Origin of the sequence: Bacillus cereus group sp. N21 (genome assembly GCF_016483395.1) — a bacterium.
Classification (GTDB): Bacteria; Bacillota; Bacilli; order Bacillales; family Bacillaceae_G; genus Bacillus_A; species Bacillus_A pseudomycoides.
Map to the genome: position 1 here is coordinate 1 of NZ_JAEHBX010000076.1, position 20,148 is coordinate 20,148.

Here is a 20,148-nt window from a genome sequence, read left to right on the forward strand (position 1 = left end):
CTGTCTCGTGGGCTCGGAGATGTGTATAAGAGACAGTATCAATATAATTAAGTTTTTAATCACATAATTCGGATGAACCATTCAGGAGAAGATCAATTGATCTACCGACGGGGCAAAAAGTTGATGATTCAACTTTGAAACTCTCAGGTCTTGGTTACAAGTAGAACTGCATGGGGACGAATCTCTGGAGAGACTCCCTCTCGCCTATCATATAGTGCAGAGGAAACAGAGCGCCGAAGGAGCAAATCCGCTTATATTAGCGGATAATCTCTCAGGTAAAAGGACAGAGACAAGCGAAAGAAAACGCCGATTTGTATCGGTTTATTTTTCTATTCCTTGTTTCTCCAGAGACCATTTCATTTATGTGAAGTGGTTTTTTATTTTTTCTAAAAGGAGAATAAAGATGGAGACAGTAAGTAAAGTATTAGAACAAATCAATCACTACGTATGGGGATTACCGACCTTATTCCTTCTAGTCGGAACTGGAATCATTCTCACAGTGCGCCTAAAAGGTTTACAGTTTAGTAGACTATTATACGCTCACAAACTAGCATTTCGAAAATCAGAAGACACATCTTCTTTGGGAGATATTAGTCATTTCCAAGCACTCATGACCGCAATGGCCGCAACTATTGGGATGGGAAATATAGCCGGTGTCGCAACAGCTGTTACAATCGGTGGGCCAGGGGCAATATTTTGGATGTGGATCACTGCCTTGTTCGGTATGGCCACGAAATATGCAGAAGCAATCCTCGCGGTAAAATATCGTGTAAGTAATGAAAACGGCGAATATTCCGGTGGTCCAATGTATTACTTAGAACGTGGTTTAGGGAAAAAATGGCTTGCTATTTTATTTGCCATTTTCGGAACAACCGCTTCTTTTGGAATCGGAAATATGGTGCAATCGAATTCCGTTGCAGAAGCTATGAGAATAAACTTTTCGTTTTCCCCTGCTTTAACTGGTATATTAATGGCTTTCTTAATTGCGATTGTTATTTTAGGTGGCGTAAAAAAAATCGGGAAAGTCACTGGATTTTTCGTTCCACTTAAAGCTTTCTTTTATGTAATTTCTGGTCTCATTATTATTTTTTATCACTTTGATCAAGTCCCAGAAGCATTTTCACTTATTTTTTCTGGTGCATTTCAAGGTACTGCAGCGGCTGGTGGTTTTATCGGTGCAACCGTTGCTTCTGCTATTCAAATTGGGATGGCACGCGGAGTATTTGCCAATGAAGCAGGCTTAGGAAGCGCTCCAATTGCTGCTGCTGCTGCAAAAACAGATTCACCTGCCAAACAAGCGCTTGTGTCAATGACAGGAACTTTCCTCGATACCTTTATTGTTTGTACAATTACTGGTTTAGTATTAATTACAACAGGTGCCTGGAAATCTGGAAAAACTGGTGTTGAAGCAACAACACTCGCTTTCCAATCTGTATTTGGCGATACTGGTAGTATGATACTTGGTATTGCAATCATATTATTTGCCTACTCCACTATTTTAGGATGGTCTTATTATGGTGAAAAATGTGTAGCTTATTTATTCGGACAAGGTGCTGTGAAATACTATAAAGCCATCTTCATTGTAATGATTGCAATTGGTGCCAACTTAAAACTAGGAATCGTTTGGACATTTGCTGATATCGCAAACGGACTTATGGCTATTCCAAACTTAATCGGTCTAATTGGATTAAGTGGTGTTGTGGTAGCAGAAACAAATCGTTTCTTACAAGCTGAGAAATTAAAAAACTCAAATAAAAAAATTGCAAGTTAATACATTTTTTAAGCAAAGGGTATCCCATACGGAAATGGTGTGCCCTTTGCTTGTATCACTCTTATATAATTTCTTTATGTCGTACTATTACTTTGTAAAATTGATAATTCCATTCCTTTCTTTACATGCTTTAAGTTTGATGTGAAAACTTCAGGAGCATGCCAATTTATATATGCACTCGGACATTTGACCTCATCAATACTTGTATTCTCTCTAACTAAAACTGTTAATTCTTCAATGTATTCTATTACTTTTCTCAAGTCTGTTTTTACACCTACAGGGCCATGTCCTGGTACTGCTTTATCAATTTCAAATTCCTCAATCATTTCTAACATACGCTTCCATTCTTGAAGATTAGATTCTTCAAAAAAAGTAGGATGTGATTTCACAAATAACAAATCACCCATAAAACAAACCTTCTCTTTAGGTAGGTAAAGAATCGTATCACAAACGGAATGGCCTCCACCTAACGTAATCAATTTTGCAGTTCTCTTCGAACCATGTATAGTAAATTCATTTTGGAAAGAATATTGAGGTAATACAAGTCGCAGTGTAGGTAATGAAATCGCTAACTGATTTAAGAATGAAATCTGTTTTCGTAAGCTTTCATCATTTGTTTGAGTGAATTGATCTTGTAGGGATTGTATATATGTATGTAAACCTTCTATGTCTTGTTTCTGTTTATCAATTTTGGAAGGATGAATTTCTGCCATTTGCTCGTATGTTTTATGACTAGATATGATATTACAATTTTTAAAAACTTGATTTCCACGAATATGGTCTCCATGCCAATGACTGTTAATAACCCATGATATAGAGTGACCTGTTATTTTTTCTGCTAGCTCCTTTAAATCTGCAGCTGCTTGTTGTGTGTTAAACGTATCAAAAATAATCGTTTGATCTCCTATATCAACAAAACCGGCATTGGCTAAGGAGCCTCCTCCTTCTTTTGCAATTGCCGCGTAAATACCATCATTTAATTTCTCAATCGTAAAATGTTCGCTACTACATTCTTTATACATTTCTTTCCTCTCCTTCTATTCTCAGTGTATTTGAATACTAAGCTATCATTTTCTCCATTAAGATTTTTGTTCTGCATGTAAATAAAATACAAAGTCCGTCATAGTAGATGGATAACCTAGTTGCCGCAACATAGCTGTTATATTTCCTCTATGATATGTTCCATGATTTACAACATGCTGCACTAATTCAGATACAGAGGTTTTTAATCTTCCAGCGTATGGATTATCAAGTAGAATTACCTGATTCATATCCTTTTGTTTATCCAAAAACACTTTATACTGCTGCGTTACTTTGTGGAACAGATTTTTCAATTCATCCATTGTTTTGTTTTCGACTTGCTCTTGTAACTCCTTTCCTACCTGTAACGCTTCAGCCATACTTTTACCATTTAAAACATGTAACCATACACAATCCACTACATAAATATGAATCAGTACCTTTTCTATAGAAGGAAATACACTTTGAACTTCTTGATAATACACCTCTTTAGGGAGCTCCCTTAGATGCTCAAGTATTCTTTTATTTGCCCATGTATGATAATCAAATTGTTTTATCATATATTGTTTCATATTCTATTCTCCTTTCCTTATTTTCACGTAACTACATTCTTACCTCACAAAATATAAATCTAATTTCTGAGATTCTACCTCCTTATCCGCCTTAACAATACCAATCTCCTCTATTCTATTCGTTAGCACAGATTTATATTTTACATACGTTTTAAACTCGCCTTCAAAAGGGAACGGTGTAATACGAATCGTTTCTTTATCTAACCACTCTGCCTTTAATCGTTCATTTGTGTTCTTATTAAAAGTTTCAGTTCCTTCAAATCCCTCTTTAAATAAATCAATTTCTTTTTCTTTCTTTACACCAGGTTCATTCATACAAGCATATAACGATAGCTCATCACAAAACTTTAAAAGTTTATAGTGTATATCGAACATATCATACTGCTCTGTTGTTAACGTTTTCAAAAATTTCTTTTGACGATCCAATTCCTGTTTATAAAACTTTATCATTTCATCGTCTTCTTGATTAAGAGGAAATGATATGAAATGTTTACTACAAAGTATAGCACCATAAGGATTTGTATGTTCAATCTCATTCAACCCTAAGGTATAAAAAACAAATCTCAATGAACTTGGACAATCCATAAACGTATAAGGTGAATTTTTAGCATCATTCCAAATTGGCGTTGTATCTAAGCCAATCCATCCCCTATCATGTTCATAAATCGCATCAATACACTCTTTTAAATATGTTTTATCTTCAAATACATCTTTTCTAAATTTTTTTGCAAATTCTCCTGCCAAAAAACCATGATCATGCTGCCGAATTACTATTAATTCTTCTAGCTTTGTGCGAATAATCATTATAGAATCCTCCTTACTTCTATTTTATATATCGATTGTACTATAATCTATATATATCCTCTTTTTTCAAGAAACAATTCAAATAAATTCCTTCATACTTTGCAGGGATTCCGCCTCTTTCACCGAAATTAAGATAACAATGCAATCCTATCAATATTTTACATTAACAAAAATTTCTCTATCATATCACTCATTCCAAAAATAGACTTAGACAAAAAATTAATATGAGGTGAAAAAAATGAACAAAACTGAATTAATTAAAAATGTAGCCCAAACTGCCGATATCTCCCAAAAGGAAGCTTCAGCAGCTGTCCAATCTGTATTTGATACAATTGCGAATGCTTTACAAACTGGTGACAAAGTGCAACTTATTGGTTTTGGCACATTCGAAGTACGGGAAAGAGCTGCACGTACTGGCCGAAACCCACAAACAGGTGAGGAAATTCAAATTGCAGCTGGTAAAGTTCCTGCCTTTAAAGCCGGAAAAGAATTAAAAGAAGCTGTAAAATAACAATAAACCAGCCAATTAGGCTGGTTTATTGTTTTATTTCATGACCGCATATATATTATCCTCATGATATACTTCACAAATATAAAATAAGCATCTACAGTTGCTTACGATTTGATATTTTCTCGTAGGGTATATACTAGATTGTAATAAGCAGCCATCAAACAGTTCAATAATATTTCCAGAAGGCTGATATCCTTGATATAGCATGTTTTTTCTTACTTCCATTTGCTCAACTAGGTTTTCAATAGGAACGTTTCCGTCTTCTAACTCTTTCACAATTTCACTTGGTAATAGTGAGGTATCAGTAAAAATTAGATTTTCAGATAACACCTTTCCTTTGTAACTAATGGATGAAACTCGGTAAAGAAATGTTCCATTTTTATCAAAAAAGCTTTTCGCTTCTTTTGGAATATATTCCCTATCTAACATTTCTTGTTCCACAACATTGAACTGAACTATATCTTTCACAATATTTTCTAAAGACGTAATAGATGACGTCTCTTTAGAAAACAATAAATCTTTAACCATTTTAACTACTGTAGCATCAGCCAATTCTCTTTTTCTATTTTCCACTACTAACATGACTAACACCTCTTCTATATTTATATAATCTAGCAGCCACTCAAGCGAGCATTTTCACTCTAGGTATCTGTATTATTCGTACACACCTTCGTCAATTAAAGTATTACTATTCATTAATGAGGGAGAAGTCTACTACTCTGCAAAAGCTTTCCGGCATCAAATTGCCTCATTTCTGTTACATCTTTGTTTAATAAAGCTATTGAAGCAACATAGTCTGAGCCAGGTTGCAAATTCATCAAAGTTGTAATCTCAACAAGCTGTGGCTTATCCTGAAAAACAAGTAGTTCCGGTAAATGATCTGGAGTTGATACAGTCAGATTAGAAGGTGATATCATTAAGCCTTCTCCAGTAGCCTTAAGTATAGCTTCCTTCCGCGTCCAATATGTTAAAAACCCTTCAATTCGCCTTTCAACTGGCAGTTGCATTAACTGAGCGATTTCTATATCTGTTAATACTCCTACTGCCATTTTAAGTACATCAATATTAGAATTTATTTGTTCTACATCTATACCAATAGGTGTAGATGTTGTAAACGCGACAGCAACTCGTTCTCCTGAATGTGATACAGATAGCTGTGGCATGCCTACAGGTAATTGTGGGCGTCCATGGGCTAGCTTACAAACTGAACAGGTTCGATCAATTGGTACTTGAAGCGGGGACATTGTGAGTTGTTTTCCCAGTACCAATCGACTAATTGCACATCCAAGCATAAATCTTGCTCGGTCCTCGGAATGATGGAACAAATTTGCTTTCTCACGCTCGATTTCATTTAGTAAATTATAGTGCCAACATTGCAAATCTGAAATTTGCGCCCACCATACTTGACTGTGATGACTTCTTAGCTCTGGTACTGAATCTACAATCTCCCAATCTTTCATAAAAATTCTCCCCTTTTCATATTCAATATCCCATACTAAGAAAAGTATGGAATCTATTCCAGCCTTCAACAAATATCTCCACTAGTATACAGGGAGTATCCCATCCTAATTTTTCATTATTACTATTGTAATAGAGAATCCTACCTAGATTTTTCACTCCATTATTCACCTGCAACTGCTTTTGAATGAGCCTCATTTGATTGGACTGCCGTTTTTTTCTTTGATGTAGCTATTGCATCCGTATCACGAATACGTAATGCAAATAACAATGCTACGAATAGGAATACAGCTGCACCAAGCAGGGCCATTTGATACGCTACAATACTAGCACTCTCATTTCCTGCTTCACCTACACTTTTATTTCCAAAAGCAGCTAACAGACTTGCAAGAATCGCAACACCGATGGCAGAACCTAATCGATTTTGCACATTAAAAATAGTTGTCGCTCTCCCCATTGAAGATGGATGAATATTATTAAAAGCTGAAAATTGTACAGCTCCTACAGAGTGACCTAAGAAAAAACCTATGCCAAACAGTAGTATTCGAATCATCCAAGGGTTTGTCTCCTGATTCACGAAGCTTAAAACAACAAATATAATCGCTGCACATAGCAAACCGGTAGAAATCAACTTACGTGGCCCAAGTCTTTTGTAAGACAACGGCACAATTTGCGAAGCAATCATTAACCCGATTGCTTCTGGAAATGTTGTAAGACCTGTTTCTAGTGCCGACGCATGTAATACATTTTGATACATAAGTGGGAATATAAATAACATGCCCAGTAATCCAGCAGCCGAAAATAACGAAATGAGACTCATATTCCGAAATAAACGATCTTGCAGCAAACATAAGTCTAGCATCGGCTGCTTCACACGAAGTTCAACAAATACAAAGAGAATAATAAGCAAAAGTCCACCTAATCCTGTCCCTATTATTTCTGAGGAACCCCATCCTTTTGATGGCCCTTGACTCATTGCATATATCAACATTGCAAATCCTGGTGCGGAAAGCATAAAACCAGGTAAATCTAACCGCCCAGCAGTTTTTTCAATATGCTCTACTAAAAATAACGCACCAATTAGTAAAGCTACTATTCCAAACGGTAAATTAATATAAAATGCCCAGCGCCAAGACATATGATCCACAAAGAACCCGCTAACAATTGGTCCTATTGCAGGCGCAACAGCAATAGGCAAGACGATGAACCTAGAAATCTTCGGTCTTTCTTGTGGTGAAAATGTTCGAAATAACATTGCCATTCCTACTGGCGTCAATAATCCTCCGCCAGCACCTTGTATGATACGGAATATATTTAAGGCAGTAATATTATCAGCAATTCCGCATAGCGCGGAAGCAGCTGTAAATACAGAAAGAGCAATTAGGAATACTCGCTTTGTACCAAACCGATCTCCAAGCCACCCAGAAATAGGTAAAAACACAGCCAAACTTACTAAATATCCAACATTGACTGTCCCCATTGCTGAAGGTGGAACTTGTAGTTCATGACTAATCGTTTGCAGAGCTACATTTACAATCGTTGCATCCATAGCAGCCAAAAACATAGCCGTTACATATACAACACTAACAACAATTTTCGGATTCAGCTTCAAATTCATTACTACTCCCCTTCTGAAACGCACTCAAGTGAGTGAAGACTCTTTGGCTGCATATCACTCCAGTGTAATTCGATATACGCAAGACAAGCTTGTCTACTATCTTGTTCATGAACAACATCCCACCCGGCTGGTACATCGAGAAAGGCTGGCCAGACAGAATGCTGGCCTTCCTTATTTACTAACACTTTATACATAAAGTTATCGTTTTCAAATGGATTCGTCATACTTTATTTACCCCTTTCATCGCTTGCTGTCTACTAGCTAATACTTGTCCGATTTCTGTAAGTGGTCCTGGCTGACATAAATCTTTATGTCGGCAATCAATATCATATTGTTCAATTTCCCCATCTATATAACTAAGCCATGTATCTGGAGAAATCGGATCAAACCATTCTGGTATGATTGTTGATCTAAAGAATACAAGGTTTCCATGAAATTGTTTTGGAACATACTTTCCTAAAAGACCAACAGAATTTACGTATGTTTCTTTCAAGTTCAAAATTGTTTCCTCTTCCAGACTCGCTAATGCACTGCCATCCCTGCGAAGTATATCAATAGCGTTTGCCATATCAAGTGGTTTTCCATCCATGTTATCTGGGTCGTATCCTCCTAATGCAAGTAGGGCAATAAGCGCTTCTTCCTCACTAGGCGCTTCTGTATTTGGTAAAAAGTGACCGGGATAAGAATCCAACATAACAAGCAGTTCAACTTCTTCTCCTTGATTTTGCAAATGAGTTGCCATTGCATGAACAACGTTTCCTCCGAGAGACCAACCTAACAACCTGTACGGCCCATGTGGCTGTATCTCACGAATGTGCTCAAGATAGTCAGCAGCCATTTCGTCTAATGATTTTGGAAGTTCTTCACTTTTTGCAATGCCGCGTGCTTGTACACCATAAATTGGATGATTGCTTCCTAAAGACTTCATTAATCCTGCATAACACCAGCTAAGTCCACCTGCTGGATGTACACAGAACATAGGTAACTCTTCACCGCTTGTTCTTAATGGCAAGATTACATCTAGCGCACTTTGGCTCGTCCCCATCTCAAGTATTTCAGCAAGCCCTGCAACTGTCGGTACCGCAAATAAGCTACCAATACTTAACTCTACTCCTAGCGCTTCCCTGATCCGGCTCATTAACTGCACAGCAAGTAAGGAATGACCGCCAAGATCAAAGAAACCATCATCAATGCCAATTCGAGGTAAATTCAAAACCTCTGTAAATAAATCACATAAAATTTCCTCTTTTGGTGTTCTTGGTCCTCGGCTTATCGTAGATACCATGAATTCAGGTGCTGGTAATGCTTTACGATCTAACTTACCATTTGGAGTTAAAGGTAATTCACTTATCATAACGAAAGCATATGGTACCATATAATCAGGTAGACTAAGTCCTACATATTGGCGCATTTCAGCTGTATCAATGTTTACATGTTCTGACGAAACAATATAGGAAACTAATCGCTTATCACCAGGCTGATCTTCACGTACAATGACAGCTACTTGTTTAACATGAGAGTGCTGCATAATAACGGCTTCAATTTCGCCAAGTTCAATTCGGAAACCTCGAATCTTAATTTGATGGTCTGCACGACCGATATAGTCTAATGTGCCATCTTGACACCAACGCGCCAAATCTCCTGTACGATACATTCGAGTACCAGGTTTCCCGTATGGATCTGCTATAAATCGTTCCGCAGTTAACCCTGCACGACCTAAATACCCACGAGCAAGCCCTGCTCCTGCAACATACATTTCTCCTACCACTCCTGGTGGTACAGGTTGTAAGTAATTATCTAATACGTATACTTTAAGATCTGGTATACTACATCCTATTAAGCTGTTTGCTCGTAAAGATACAATATTTTGATCCAGCTCGATATAGCTTACATGTACGGTTGTTTCTGTAATACCATACATATTAATAAGCTTAGGCGAATTTTCTGGATGACGACTATACCAATCTTCTAGACGACTTAATTCCAGTGCTTCTCCGCCAAAAACGACATATCGTAAGGAAAGCTTCTGCCCTAATTCAACATTTTCGCGATCTGCTTGCATAAGTTGATAAAATGCTGATGGTGTCTGATTTAAAACTGTTACCTTTTCCTGGACAAGCAGATTTAAAAATTCTCTAGGTGAACGACTCACAGTGTGTGGTACGACAACAAGACGTCCCCCATACAATAGCGGCCCCCAAATTTCCCAAACTGAAAAATCAAAAGCATAAGAATGGAACATTGTCCAAACATCTTCCGAATCAAATTGGAACCAATGGTCAGTTGCCCCAAGCAGCCTTATAACATTCTGATGAGGAATCATTACACCTTTTGGTCTTCCTGTTGAACCTGATGTATAAATTACATAAGCGATGTGTACAGGTGATAGTGACTGTATTCGTTCCACATTTTCTATATTCTCTTCACCATATTTGTTTAATGTCTCCATTATTTTGAAATCGTCTACTACAATCGTTACGGTCTCTGCACTCTCTATTGTCACTTGTGTGTTCGTAATCATACAGACAGGCTTAGCATCACTTAGCATGAATGAAATTCGATCCGATGGATAATCAGGATCTAGCGGTAAATATCCTGCCCCCGCTTTCAAAACTGCTAACAAACTCACAACCATATCAACAGATCTTGGTATCGCTAAAGCAACCATTTGCTCTGGACCTACTCCTTTTTCAATTAACAGACGTGCAAGTTTATTCGATCTCTTATTTAACTCTTCATAAGTTAGCGTAGTGTCCTCAAATACGACAGCGGTTGCATCTGGCGTTAAGCGAACTTGTTTCTCAAATAATTCCGGTAAGGTCATTTCAGGCGCAATTTGAAAGCCGCCATTCCATTTTTCAAGTACTGTTTGACGCTCTTCTTCGTCCAAAATTTCCAAACGCCCAATAGGTTGTTCTGGATCTTCTACTGCGTCTTCTAATAAATGAATGAAACGACTCACAAGTTTCTGAGCTGTCTCACGCTTAAATAAATCTGTACTAAATTCAAGTAAACCATGTAATCCATTTGGCTGACCTTCAGACGTACTACGTTCACTTATTTCTATCGTCATATCAAACTTCGAAGAACCAACACTCTTAATCTCAAGATGCGTTTCTAGATTCGGTATATCAAGTGTAGCCTCTGGTGTATTTTGAAAAGCTAACATAATTTGGAATAGCGGATGACTATTTCTCGAACGCACAGGGTTCAACACTTCAACAAGTCTTTCAAATGGAACATCTTGATGTTCATATGCTGAAAGGTTAACTTTACGCACCCTGCTTAACAGTTCACTAAAGCTAGGATCTCCAGACGTATCTGTACGTAAAACGAGTGTATTTACGAACAATCCGACAATATCTCCAAGCGCATCATCACTACGCCCAGCAATTGGACTACCTATTGGAATATCCGTTCCAGCCCCTAATCGTGTAAGTAATGCAGCAAGTCCGGATTGTAGGATCATAAACAAACTAACACCATTTTTACGAGCAAGCTCTAATAATCGTTCATGTAACTCTGGATTCACATGAAAATCTATCGTTTCTCCGCAATAGCTCGTTTCCACAGGACGTTGATAATCTGTAGGTAACTCAAGTTGGGCTGGTAACCCCTTCAATTCTTCCTTCCAAAACTCAATTTGTTGTGAAATGAGACTATCTTGTGCACTCTCATTTCCTAATAGTTCTTGTTGCCAAAGGGCATAATCGGCATACTGTACTGGCAGTGACTTCCACTGAACTGATTCACCTTTACAATGTGCTTGATACGCAGTTGCTATGTCTCTTGACAATGGGTTTAATGACCATCCATCCCCTACAATATGATGCAATAATACAAGTAACACATGTTCATCCGGATTTATTTCAAAAAGCTCCATACGGATAGCTGGCTCTTCTGCAAGATTAAAGCTATATCTTACAGCTTCAGCAAGTACTTTAGGTAATTCTGAATCAGTAGTCTGCGTAACAATTAAAGTAGGATTTGCCTCATTTGTCTCCAAAATTTGCTGATGTGACGTACCAAGCGTGTTAGGAAAAATAGTTCGAAGTGTCTCATGTCGATCGACGATATCATAAAATGCAGCTTGTAAAGCTTCTCGATTTAATTCACCAGACATTCGAATGACTACTGGAATATTGTAAGTTGGGCTTGGACCTTCTAAACAATTCAAGAACCATAAACGACGCTGTGCAAAAGAAAGAGGAACTTCTCTTGGACGCTCTACTTTCTGAATAGCTGACCTTGCACTCTGTGTGCTATCTAATTGTTTAGCAAGTTCAGCGACTGTAGGTGATTCAAATAGTTTTCCAATGCCTAATTCCACACCTAATGTTTCACGAATACGTCCCATTAACCGGGAAGCTAACAGAGAATGTCCGCCTATTTCAAAGAAGTTATCATCGATTCCAATCCGCGCTATGCTAAGCACTTCCGCAAATAAATCACATAAAATTTCTTCTTGTGGATTTCTAGCTACGCGTTCACTAACAAGTAAATTGAAGTCAGGTGCTGGTAACACTTTCCGATTAATCTTTCCGTTCGGTGTCAATGGCAATTCAGACATCATCATAATTGCTGACGGTATCATATAACCTGGTAGGCTCCCTCCTGCATATGTTCGAATTTCTGCAAGGTCAAGATTTCCATCAGCATCAGGTACAATGTAAGCAACCAAACGTTTATCGCCAGGTCGATCTTCTCGAACGATTACAACGACTTGCTCAACATGAGGTTGCTGAGATAATACAGTTTCCACTTCAGATAACTCGATACGGAATCCATGAATCTTAATTTGATGATCTGCACGACTCACATAATCTAACGAACCATCCTTACGCCATTTAACAAGATCGCCCGTACGGTACATTCGTGTACCAAGTTTCCCAAATGGATTAGCAACAAATCGTTCAGCTGTTAATTCTGGTCTTCCTAAATATCCATTGGCAAGCCCCGTACCAGCAATATATAATTCTCCCACCACTCCAGGTGGTACAGGTTGTAAACCTGCATCTAGTACATATACTTCAGTATTCCAAATTGGTCTTCCAATAGAAGGTGTACCACTCTCTTCTTCATTCATATCCATGAAAGTTGACCAAATTGTTGTTTCAGTTGGTCCATAAAGATTTGTAACATGACAATTTAATTCTTTTAACCGAGACGCTAGATTCGATGGAAGCGCCTCACCACCAACAAGAACTTTAAGTCCTATTAATCTTTCTGGATAATCTGTTACAAGCGCATGCCAAAGTGTTGGTGTAGCTTGCATAATTGTGATGTTTTCCTTTTGAATGATTTCTGTTAATGCTGAAGAATCTTGAACTGCTTCTTTTTGGGCAATTTGAACGCTTGCTCCACTAATAAGTGGTAAATAAATTTCTAAAGCTGAAATATCAAACGCAAAGGTTGTAACAGCCAACAAACGATCATTTACATGTAATGAGAATTGATCTTGCATCGCCAATAAAAAGTTGCTTAAGCTTTGCATCGGCACAACGACACCTTTTGGCTTACCTGTTGACCCCGAAGTATAAATTGTATACGCAGGATTTAAGGGTGCTGCTCCATCAAATGAATCTAGGTTATTTTTCTGGTATCCTCTTAACTCTTCTTTTGTATCCTGATTATCAAGCACAACTCTTGTTATATGATCCCCATTCGGTAAATCACCTAAAACAGAAGAATGTGTTAGGATACAAGCAGGCTTAGCATCGCTTAATATATACGTAATTCGATCCTCTGGATATTCTGGGTCGATTGGTAAATATGCTGCTCCCGTCTTAAGAACTGCTAACATTCCGATAACCATCTCTACAGATCTTGGAAATGCTAACGCTACAAATTCCTTAGATTGAACTCCTCGTTCTAACAAGAAATGAGCAAGTTGATTTACTTGTTCATTTAATTCTTTATAAGTAAGTTCTATTCCATCACATATGACAGCAATAGAATCAGGAGATTTACTTACTTGTTTTTCAATGAGAGCAGGTACACTTACGAATGAACTTTCTTTCATAGTTTGATTCCACTCTACTAAATGCTTGCGTTCCTCATGAAGTAAGAGTTCCAGTTTTCCAATCGGTGAATCTACCTGAAGATCCGATATATCTTCCAGAAGATTCACAAATCTTTTTTTATGATTTATTAACTCTTCTAATCTATATACTTCAGGGTTTGCATCAAAATGAATCCTTAAGCCATTTCCGTCAAACTCGTTTGACACATTTATTGAAAGATCATCAACCGGTCCTGCCGAAAGATTATGTTTAACCCCATGATTTCCTGCAAAACTCAAGGCATAGTCAAATGGCATCACATTAATCATTGGACCAAATAACCTTTGATTTTCTCCCAATAATTTAAGATCTCGGCGTAATTCTTCATGACGATACTTATGATGAAAACGAATATCAAGAACCTCATTAGAAACCTGCCCGACAACCTCAGCAAGACTCATATTAGAGCTTATAGACAAGCGGAGCGGGACTACATTCATGACCATACCAGGGATATTGATCGATGCTGATCCTAAACGTCCCATCATCGGTAAACCTAGAACTATATCCTGTGCACTTGTTAATTTATGTATATAAATCGCAGTTGCAGCTATGATAAGATCCGGCCAATTCGCATTACAATCATGTGCAACCTTCCGCAAAGATTCTGTACTTAAACGAGACAAATGTGCTGGTTGGCGAAGAAATGTCTTCGATGTTCTAGGAGCACGTTCCGCTAAACTTACTACTTCTGGTTGATCTTGGAACCGTTCTAACCAAAAGCTATGATCTTTCTCAAATTGCTCCGATGCACGATACGCAGCATCCTCCTCTAAAATGGTATATAAAGAACCAAATGATCTCTCATCATACGATTGATTATTCATGAATGCCGTATATACTCTTGCTACTCTTTGTGCAAGTAAAGAAAATCCGTATCCATCCATCACAATGTGATGGATGCGCTGATACCAGAAGAAACGATTGGAAGCGACTTTAAAAAGCGCCTCCGTATACAGCTTGTCCTTTTTCAGATTCACTGGCGTAGATAAATCCACTTGCATCCACGCTTCAGCGGCTTTTTGGGGATTTTCTTCAGTACTAACATCAATAATATGCATATGAAATTCAGGTGAATCATCGATAACTTGCCATGGCCCTTTCGCATCTTCTTCAAAGTGAACATGTAAAGATTCAGCTTCCATTACAACTTTACGCACAGCTAATTCAAATGTTTTCACATCAACTGAACCATGTATTTCTATGTATTCACCCGTATTATAAATTGGATTTTTTGGATCAAGTTGCTGCGCAAACCACATACCCGTTTGCGCACCTGACAATGAATGACGAACCTTTTGACAATGAGACATTCGTATTTACCCCTTTATCTATCTGTATTTGATAGCACCTTTTCCTCTTGAGAGGACACCAAATTAAACCAGTCATAAATTGTTGGACGCTCAGCCAAATCTGCGAATGTAACTTCTACACCTATTTGGCGCCATTTCTCTACTAAACTCATAATTCTAACTGAGTCAAGCCCTCTATTTAATAAATCTTCGTTATCTCCAATATCTGCTGGTAATTCACGAAGCAATTCAGCAACTTGTTCACGTACCGATTGTAATGTGAATCCTGTATTTTCTTCTGCTGCAGACGTTTCTTTTAAACTTTGTAAATCTTTTAATAATAAATTCGTTATTATAGTTACTGCACATCGATCAGATGCGTACTGCAAAGCTTGTTTATGATGTTCTTGTGAAAAATCAGCAACCGCATCAGCGACGAAGAATGGTTGTATCCCATCCATAAATGCTTCGCATGCCGTTAAAAGACATCCAATATGTGCATAAACCCCACAAATAATAAGCTGATCACGCCCTTGTTCACGTAAAATCTCTAGAAGATTTGTTTTCTTAAAAGCACTATATCTCCATTTTGTAAGGAAAATATCATCCTCATCAGGAGTGAGCTCATCTACAATTTTCTTCTTGTGAGGCCCATCAGGAATACCCGCCCCCCAAAAATCTTGCAATAATCCTCTTTGCTCTAGCGTTTGTCCACCTGGTTGTGCAGTATAAACGACAGGAATACCAATTTCCTTACATGTTTTTCTGATAGATTGAATATTTGAAATCAGTTCTACTCTTGGTGATTCCTCTGCATGATATGCATCAAGAAAATACTCTTGCATGTCATGAATAAGAAGAACAGCACGTTTCGGATCTGGCTTCCACGTTACTTTATTATTTGGTAAATCTGACTCTAATGGCATTGGGTATACTGAGATAGCTGGAATAGCCATCTAATCACTTCCTTTCGAATTGTTAAGAATATTTATTTGTCATTTATTACTTCATGATAGATTTAAGTTTTTCAGCAATTGCCTTCCGTAATTCTTTCTTACTCACTTTTCCGACACCAGTCTGTGGAAACGAGTCTATAAATTCAATTCGATCTGGAATTTTATATGCCGCAATTCCTCGATCTCTTAAAAACATTTTCAAATGCCCTACAGTCGGTGTTTCCCCGCGAGCTATAACGAAAGCACAAGTACGTTCACCTAAATAATCGTCTGGCATAGATACTATTGCAACATCGTGTACCGCTGCATGAGCTAACAGATGATTTTCAACTTCTTCAGCCGCAACTTTCTCTCCACCACGATTAATCTGATCCTTATCGCGTCCTTCAACCACTAAATAACCTTGCTCATTTATTTTGACAAGATCGCCTGTGCGGTAAAAACCATCCGAAGTAAAGGATTTAGCGTTATGCTCTTCAGCTTTATAGTATCCACGAATTGTATATGGTCCACGAGTTAATAAACTCCCCACTTGACCTGGCTCTACGTCATTATCATATTCATCAACTACACGAACTTCATCAAACTCTGACATTGGTCTTCCTTGCGTATGAATAATGATATCTTCTGCATCATCAAGTCTCGTATAATTCACTAACCCTTCGGCCATACCAAAAACTTGTTGCAATGTACAACCGAATGCCGGGCGTATACGCTTGGCCACTTCCGCGCTAAACTTTGCACCGCCTACCTGTAAAACTTGCAGGCTAGATAGATCATTATTGCGTGAAGCTATTGCGTCAAGCCATACCATTGCAAGGGGTGGCACAAGTGCTGTAATCGTGACACGTTCCTTCTCAATAAGAGAGAACGCTTCATCTGGACTTCCCCCAGAAGCTAGAACAATCCGCCCACCTGCATATAACGTCCCAAGAGTCCCCGGCGAACTAAGCGGATAGTTATGTGCAACTGGAAGCACAGCAAGATACACACTATCTTGATCCAATTTACAAATTTGAGCACTCACTCTTAAACTATAAATATAGTCATCATGTGTTCTTGGAATTAATTTAGATAATCCTGTTGTTCCGCCTGATAATTGCAAGAAAGCTACATCGCTAGATTTTACTTCTGGCAGATTGACCGGATTCATATAAAGATCACGAATTCCTACAAATTCCTCCGCCTCTCCTACAACAATTACATGTTGCAACGTTGGAACTTTTTCTTTTATTTCTCTTGCAAGTTTTCGATAGTCGAATCCAAGCTGTTTATCAGAAATAATATAAGCAGTTGCTTCAGCAAATTCACAAAAATAGCTTATTTCACTACTTCGGTGTGACGGCAAAGCAAAAACTGGAACTGCACCAATTCGAAAAAGCGCAAAGCAGACTTCGAAAAACTCCGTAATATTTGGTAAATGAAGAACTACTCGATCCGTTTGTTTAATTCCTAAATTTAGAAATCCTGCAGCTAATTGATCTACTCTTTTATCCAGTTCACTATAGCTTAAGTGTTTTTCGCCACTTGTCACTGCAATCTGGTCACCATGTTTCATCGCACGTTCTCGCAGCATCTCTCCAAAGGTCTCTCCGCGCCAGCACCCCTCTTCTTTATATCGATCTGCAAATTCCTTTGGCCACTCCTGGCATCCTGTTAACATCATTTATCCCCCTAACTTCTATTTCAAAGATTCATCATTTAATCCCATAGCCCGAAGCATTGTACGAAACTTAGCCGATGTTTCAGCTAGCTCATCTTCAGGTTTTGACTCCGCAACAATACCAGCTCCTGCGAATAAACGAAGGGAATTCCCTTCAACTTCCGCACAACGAATCGTAACAATCCATTCACCGTCACCATTCAGATCACTCCAACCAAGCATTCCCGTGAAAAATTCTCGATCAAACGGTTCAATTTCGTTAATAGCCTCTCGAGCTTTTTCTGTCGGAGTTCCACAAACTGCTGGTGTAGGATGAAGCGCAAGTGCTAATTCTAATGCAGACACTGATGCGTCTAGTAATTCTCCTTTTACTTCAGTAGATAAATGCCACATTGCTTCACTATTTATTAATGATGGTTTTTCCGGAACATGCAATGTACGACAGTACGGACGAAGCGCCGCAGCTACTGCTTCAACAACAACAGCATGTTCATGTAAATCTTTAGCTGAAGAAAGCAACTCATCTGCTCGTCTCTTATCTTCTTCAGGGTCTTTACTTCGAGGTCTAGAGCCTGCAAGCGGATTAGAAATGACCTGCATTCCACTCCGTGAGACAAGTAACTCTGGACTCGCTCCTATGAGTGTATGACTACGCTTTGGTGAAGCATCACAATTCTCTATTTCTTCACTCTTCGGTAAATCTACCGCAAACGTATACCCCTGTTTATTGTGCTGCGCTAAATCACAAAGTAGTTTTTGAATGTCAACCTTTTCTGGAGATTTCAAATCCAACGATCTAGATAGAACGATTTTCTTTAGGTCACCGCTCTTTATTTTAGCTACTCCTTGCTCTACACCACGCATATATTCTGAAGATGACGGAATAGGATTCATTTCATATGTAAGTGCAGGTGATTGCTGGATTCGATCTGTAAAATCAAATTGCAGACGATCTGCTAGCCTGCTCTCCCGAGGTACAACGAGCTGTACCGATTTTGTACGATCAAAAGGCAGCGCTCCTACAACAATTGGATTAGGATGGCCAGCTTGTTTCGCATTGCTTAATACAGCACGAACTAGCTCAGGAACATTTTCTGCCTGACTATGTTTCACCGTTGCAAATGTTCCTTCGGCAAGTATTGTACGATACGGTGAAGCAAAAAAGAATGAAGATCCAGCTCTATAGTCATCTAGTAATTTTGTCGCTAACTCCTTTAAAGCAGTTGTATGATTCATTATTTTAAAGCCCCCTATATGTAATTTAGATTCCTAAAGTAGCGCCGCCATCAATGCATAGATTATGCATCGTAATATGGCTTGCTTTATCTGACGCTAAAAATAGAACTGCTTCAGCAATCTCTGAAGGCGTTGCTATTTTTTTTAATGGAATCCCTAATCTATATGTATCTTGTGAGCCTGCAATAATTTTTTCAGCCCCATTTTCATCTATCCAAAGTAACCTCTGCATCTCTGTCTCAGTTGAACCAGGAGAAACTAAATTACAGCGAATATTATATTCTGCAAGCTCAAGACCAAGACATTTTGTAAACATCGTTGCAGCAGCTTTGGATGCTACATATGCAGCCATTTCCATTCTAGGTACACTCGCAGCATTTGACCCTACAGTCACAATTGCACCAGACTGCCGTGACATCATACGTCTACTCACAGATCGTGATACATAAAACACACCTGTAGCATTTACTGAAAAAGTACTATCCCAATCTTCATCACTTAAATAGTGAATGGCACCCATCTTTAAAATACCGGCAACATTAACTAAAATATCAATTTGCCCCATTGTATCCTCAATATGATTTACTGTATTTTCCACTGCGGAACTATCACTCACATCTAAAGCGAATACTTTCAAAGAGCTGCCTCTTGTTGCATGATAATCTGAAAGCTTATTGAGTTCTAAAATATTCTTATCAACCGCTGCAACCTTTGCTCCTCTTTCCGCAAGCATGTTCGCTACAGTCTCTCCAATTCCTTGGGCTGCACCAGTAACTAATGCAATCTTCCCATCAAATTCCCCAAAATCCATATTCTCAATTCCTTTCCTTACAACGAATCGATCTAGTTTATCTTGTATATTCTCAATTGCAGATTAATAAAGTTAACCTAATTAATCTGTGCAAAGAAAATATTTAAACAAACATCACCAACTAATAATGATATTGATAATCATTATCATTATATTTACGAAAATCATACACATATTAAACTTATCAGTCAAGTGCAATTTAATCTTAATTTCAGTCACAATAAACTAGGTAATACTCACTTAGTATTAATTGATAATGATTTTCATTTTCTTTTGTACACCGAAATGATAATGTTTCTCAACAGTCTTGTCAATCTTTTTTTATTTTTCAGATAAAATATTTTATTATGTCCCCATACTTATCTGCATAAAAA

General features: G+C 38.1%; 14 protein-coding genes and 1 riboswitch. Of the genes, 2 read left to right on the forward strand and 12 right to left on the reverse strand.

Annotated features, from left to right (window positions below; all coding sequences use genetic code 11):
- Window positions 1-174 precede the first annotated feature (174 nt).
- Window positions 175-297, forward strand: a riboswitch (glycine riboswitch).
- A gap of 106 nt (window positions 298-403) precedes the next feature.
- Complete coding sequence (locus JDS96_RS25950; protein ID WP_199668489.1) at window positions 404-1,771, forward strand: alanine/glycine:cation symporter family protein; 1,368 nt, start codon at window positions 404-406, stop codon at window positions 1,769-1,771.
- A 74-nt stretch (window positions 1,772-1,845) separates the two neighbouring features.
- Here JDS96_RS25950 and JDS96_RS25955 read toward each other — a convergent pair whose 3' ends face one another.
- Genes JDS96_RS25955 through JDS96_RS25965 form a run of 3 tightly spaced genes read right to left on the reverse strand, consistent with a single transcriptional unit; the run spans window position 1,846 to window position 4,167 of the window.
- Entirely contained in the window at window positions 1,846-2,793 is a 948-nt protein-coding gene (locus tag JDS96_RS25955) for an MBL fold metallo-hydrolase (protein ID WP_199668490.1), read from the reverse strand.
- Between the two features lie 57 nt (window positions 2,794-2,850).
- Window positions 2,851-3,363, reverse strand: a complete 513-nt coding sequence (locus JDS96_RS25960) for a DinB family protein (protein ID WP_003207154.1) — start codon at window positions 3,361-3,363, stop codon at window positions 2,851-2,853.
- A 39-nt stretch (window positions 3,364-3,402) separates the two neighbouring features.
- Entirely contained in the window at window positions 3,403-4,167 is a 765-nt protein-coding gene (locus JDS96_RS25965; protein ID WP_006096877.1) for a DUF3891 family protein, read from the reverse strand.
- A 238-nt stretch (window positions 4,168-4,405) separates the two neighbouring features.
- Between JDS96_RS25965 and JDS96_RS25970 the strand changes: the two genes are divergently transcribed.
- The gene (locus tag JDS96_RS25970) at window positions 4,406-4,678 is read left to right on the forward strand and encodes an HU family DNA-binding protein (RefSeq protein ID WP_018767205.1); all 273 of its coding nucleotides are present in this window, start codon (window positions 4,406-4,408) and stop codon (window positions 4,676-4,678) included.
- Between the two features lie 33 nt (window positions 4,679-4,711).
- Here JDS96_RS25970 and JDS96_RS25975 read toward each other — a convergent pair whose 3' ends face one another.
- The 9 genes from JDS96_RS25975 to JDS96_RS26015 all read right to left on the reverse strand — a co-directional run bounded on the left by JDS96_RS25975 (window position 4,712) and on the right by JDS96_RS26015 (window position 19,774).
- Complete coding sequence (locus JDS96_RS25975; RefSeq protein WP_018780394.1) at window positions 4,712-5,260, reverse strand: hypothetical protein; 549 nt, start codon at window positions 5,258-5,260, stop codon at window positions 4,712-4,714.
- A 113-nt stretch (window positions 5,261-5,373) separates the two neighbouring features.
- Entirely contained in the window at window positions 5,374-6,138 is a 765-nt protein-coding gene (locus JDS96_RS25980) for a 4'-phosphopantetheinyl transferase family protein (RefSeq protein ID WP_199668491.1), read from the reverse strand.
- A 161-nt stretch (window positions 6,139-6,299) separates the two neighbouring features.
- Window positions 6,300-7,754 carry an MDR family MFS transporter gene (locus JDS96_RS25985; RefSeq protein ID WP_199668492.1) on the reverse strand — a complete coding sequence of 485 codons (1,455 nt, stop codon included), beginning with the start codon at window positions 7,752-7,754 and terminating at the stop codon, window positions 6,300-6,302.
- A 2-nt stretch (window positions 7,755-7,756) separates the two neighbouring features.
- Window positions 7,757-7,978 (reverse strand): MbtH family protein, encoded by a 222-nt coding sequence (locus JDS96_RS25990; protein ID WP_199668493.1) that lies wholly within the window; start codon window positions 7,976-7,978, stop codon window positions 7,757-7,759.
- Window positions 7,975-15,129, reverse strand: coding sequence for an amino acid adenylation domain-containing protein (locus JDS96_RS25995; protein WP_199668494.1), 7,155 nt, complete (start codon window positions 15,127-15,129; stop codon window positions 7,975-7,977). Before JDS96_RS25995 ends, JDS96_RS25990 begins: the two co-directional genes overlap by 4 nt.
- Before the next feature lie 14 nt (window positions 15,130-15,143).
- Window positions 15,144-16,064 (reverse strand): isochorismatase, encoded by a 921-nt coding sequence (locus JDS96_RS26000; RefSeq protein ID WP_199668495.1) that lies wholly within the window; start codon window positions 16,062-16,064, stop codon window positions 15,144-15,146.
- Window positions 16,065-16,110: 46 nt separating this feature from the next.
- The gene (locus tag JDS96_RS26005) at window positions 16,111-17,727 is read right to left on the reverse strand and encodes a (2,3-dihydroxybenzoyl)adenylate synthase (RefSeq protein ID WP_199668496.1); all 1,617 of its coding nucleotides are present in this window, start codon (window positions 17,725-17,727) and stop codon (window positions 16,111-16,113) included.
- Between the two features lie 18 nt (window positions 17,728-17,745).
- The gene (gene dhbC, locus JDS96_RS26010) at window positions 17,746-18,963 is read right to left on the reverse strand and encodes an isochorismate synthase DhbC (protein WP_199668497.1); all 1,218 of its coding nucleotides are present in this window, start codon (window positions 18,961-18,963) and stop codon (window positions 17,746-17,748) included.
- A 25-nt stretch (window positions 18,964-18,988) separates the two neighbouring features.
- Window positions 18,989-19,774 (reverse strand): 2,3-dihydro-2,3-dihydroxybenzoate dehydrogenase, encoded by a 786-nt coding sequence (locus JDS96_RS26015; RefSeq protein ID WP_199668498.1) that lies wholly within the window; start codon window positions 19,772-19,774, stop codon window positions 18,989-18,991.
- Between the last annotated feature and the right edge of the window lie 374 nt (window positions 19,775-20,148).

Bases quoted from the DNA above. Each gene is read 5' to 3' on its own strand.
- JDS96_RS25950 (WP_199668489.1), top strand. From the start codon at position 404: ATGGAGACAGTAAGTAAAGTATTAGAACAAATCAATCACTACGTATGG.
- JDS96_RS25955 (WP_199668490.1), bottom strand. From the start codon at position 2,793: ATGTATAAAGAATGTAGTAGCGAACATTTTACGATTGAGAAATTAAAT.
- JDS96_RS25960 (WP_003207154.1), bottom strand. From the start codon at position 3,363: ATGAAACAATATATGATAAAACAATTTGATTATCATACATGGGCAAAT.
- JDS96_RS25965 (WP_006096877.1), bottom strand. From the start codon at position 4,167: ATGATTATTCGCACAAAGCTAGAAGAATTAATAGTAATTCGGCAGCAT.
- JDS96_RS25970 (WP_018767205.1), top strand. From the start codon at position 4,406: ATGAACAAAACTGAATTAATTAAAAATGTAGCCCAAACTGCCGATATC.
- JDS96_RS25975 (WP_018780394.1), bottom strand. From the start codon at position 5,260: ATGTTAGTAGTGGAAAATAGAAAAAGAGAATTGGCTGATGCTACAGTA.
- JDS96_RS25980 (WP_199668491.1), bottom strand. From the start codon at position 6,138: ATGAAAGATTGGGAGATTGTAGATTCAGTACCAGAGCTAAGAAGTCAT.
- JDS96_RS25985 (WP_199668492.1), bottom strand. From the start codon at position 7,754: ATGAATTTGAAGCTGAATCCGAAAATTGTTGTTAGTGTTGTATATGTA.
- JDS96_RS25990 (WP_199668493.1), bottom strand. From the start codon at position 7,978: ATGACGAATCCATTTGAAAACGATAACTTTATGTATAAAGTGTTAGTA.
- JDS96_RS25995 (WP_199668494.1), bottom strand. From the start codon at position 15,129: ATGTCTCATTGTCAAAAGGTTCGTCATTCATTGTCAGGTGCGCAAACG.
- JDS96_RS26000 (WP_199668495.1), bottom strand. From the start codon at position 16,064: ATGGCTATTCCAGCTATCTCAGTATACCCAATGCCATTAGAGTCAGAT.
- JDS96_RS26005 (WP_199668496.1), bottom strand. From the start codon at position 17,727: ATGTTAACAGGATGCCAGGAGTGGCCAAAGGAATTTGCAGATCGATAT.
- dhbC (WP_199668497.1), bottom strand. From the start codon at position 18,963: ATGAATCATACAACTGCTTTAAAGGAGTTAGCGACAAAATTACTAGAT.
- JDS96_RS26015 (WP_199668498.1), bottom strand. From the start codon at position 19,774: ATGGATTTTGGGGAATTTGATGGGAAGATTGCATTAGTTACTGGTGCA.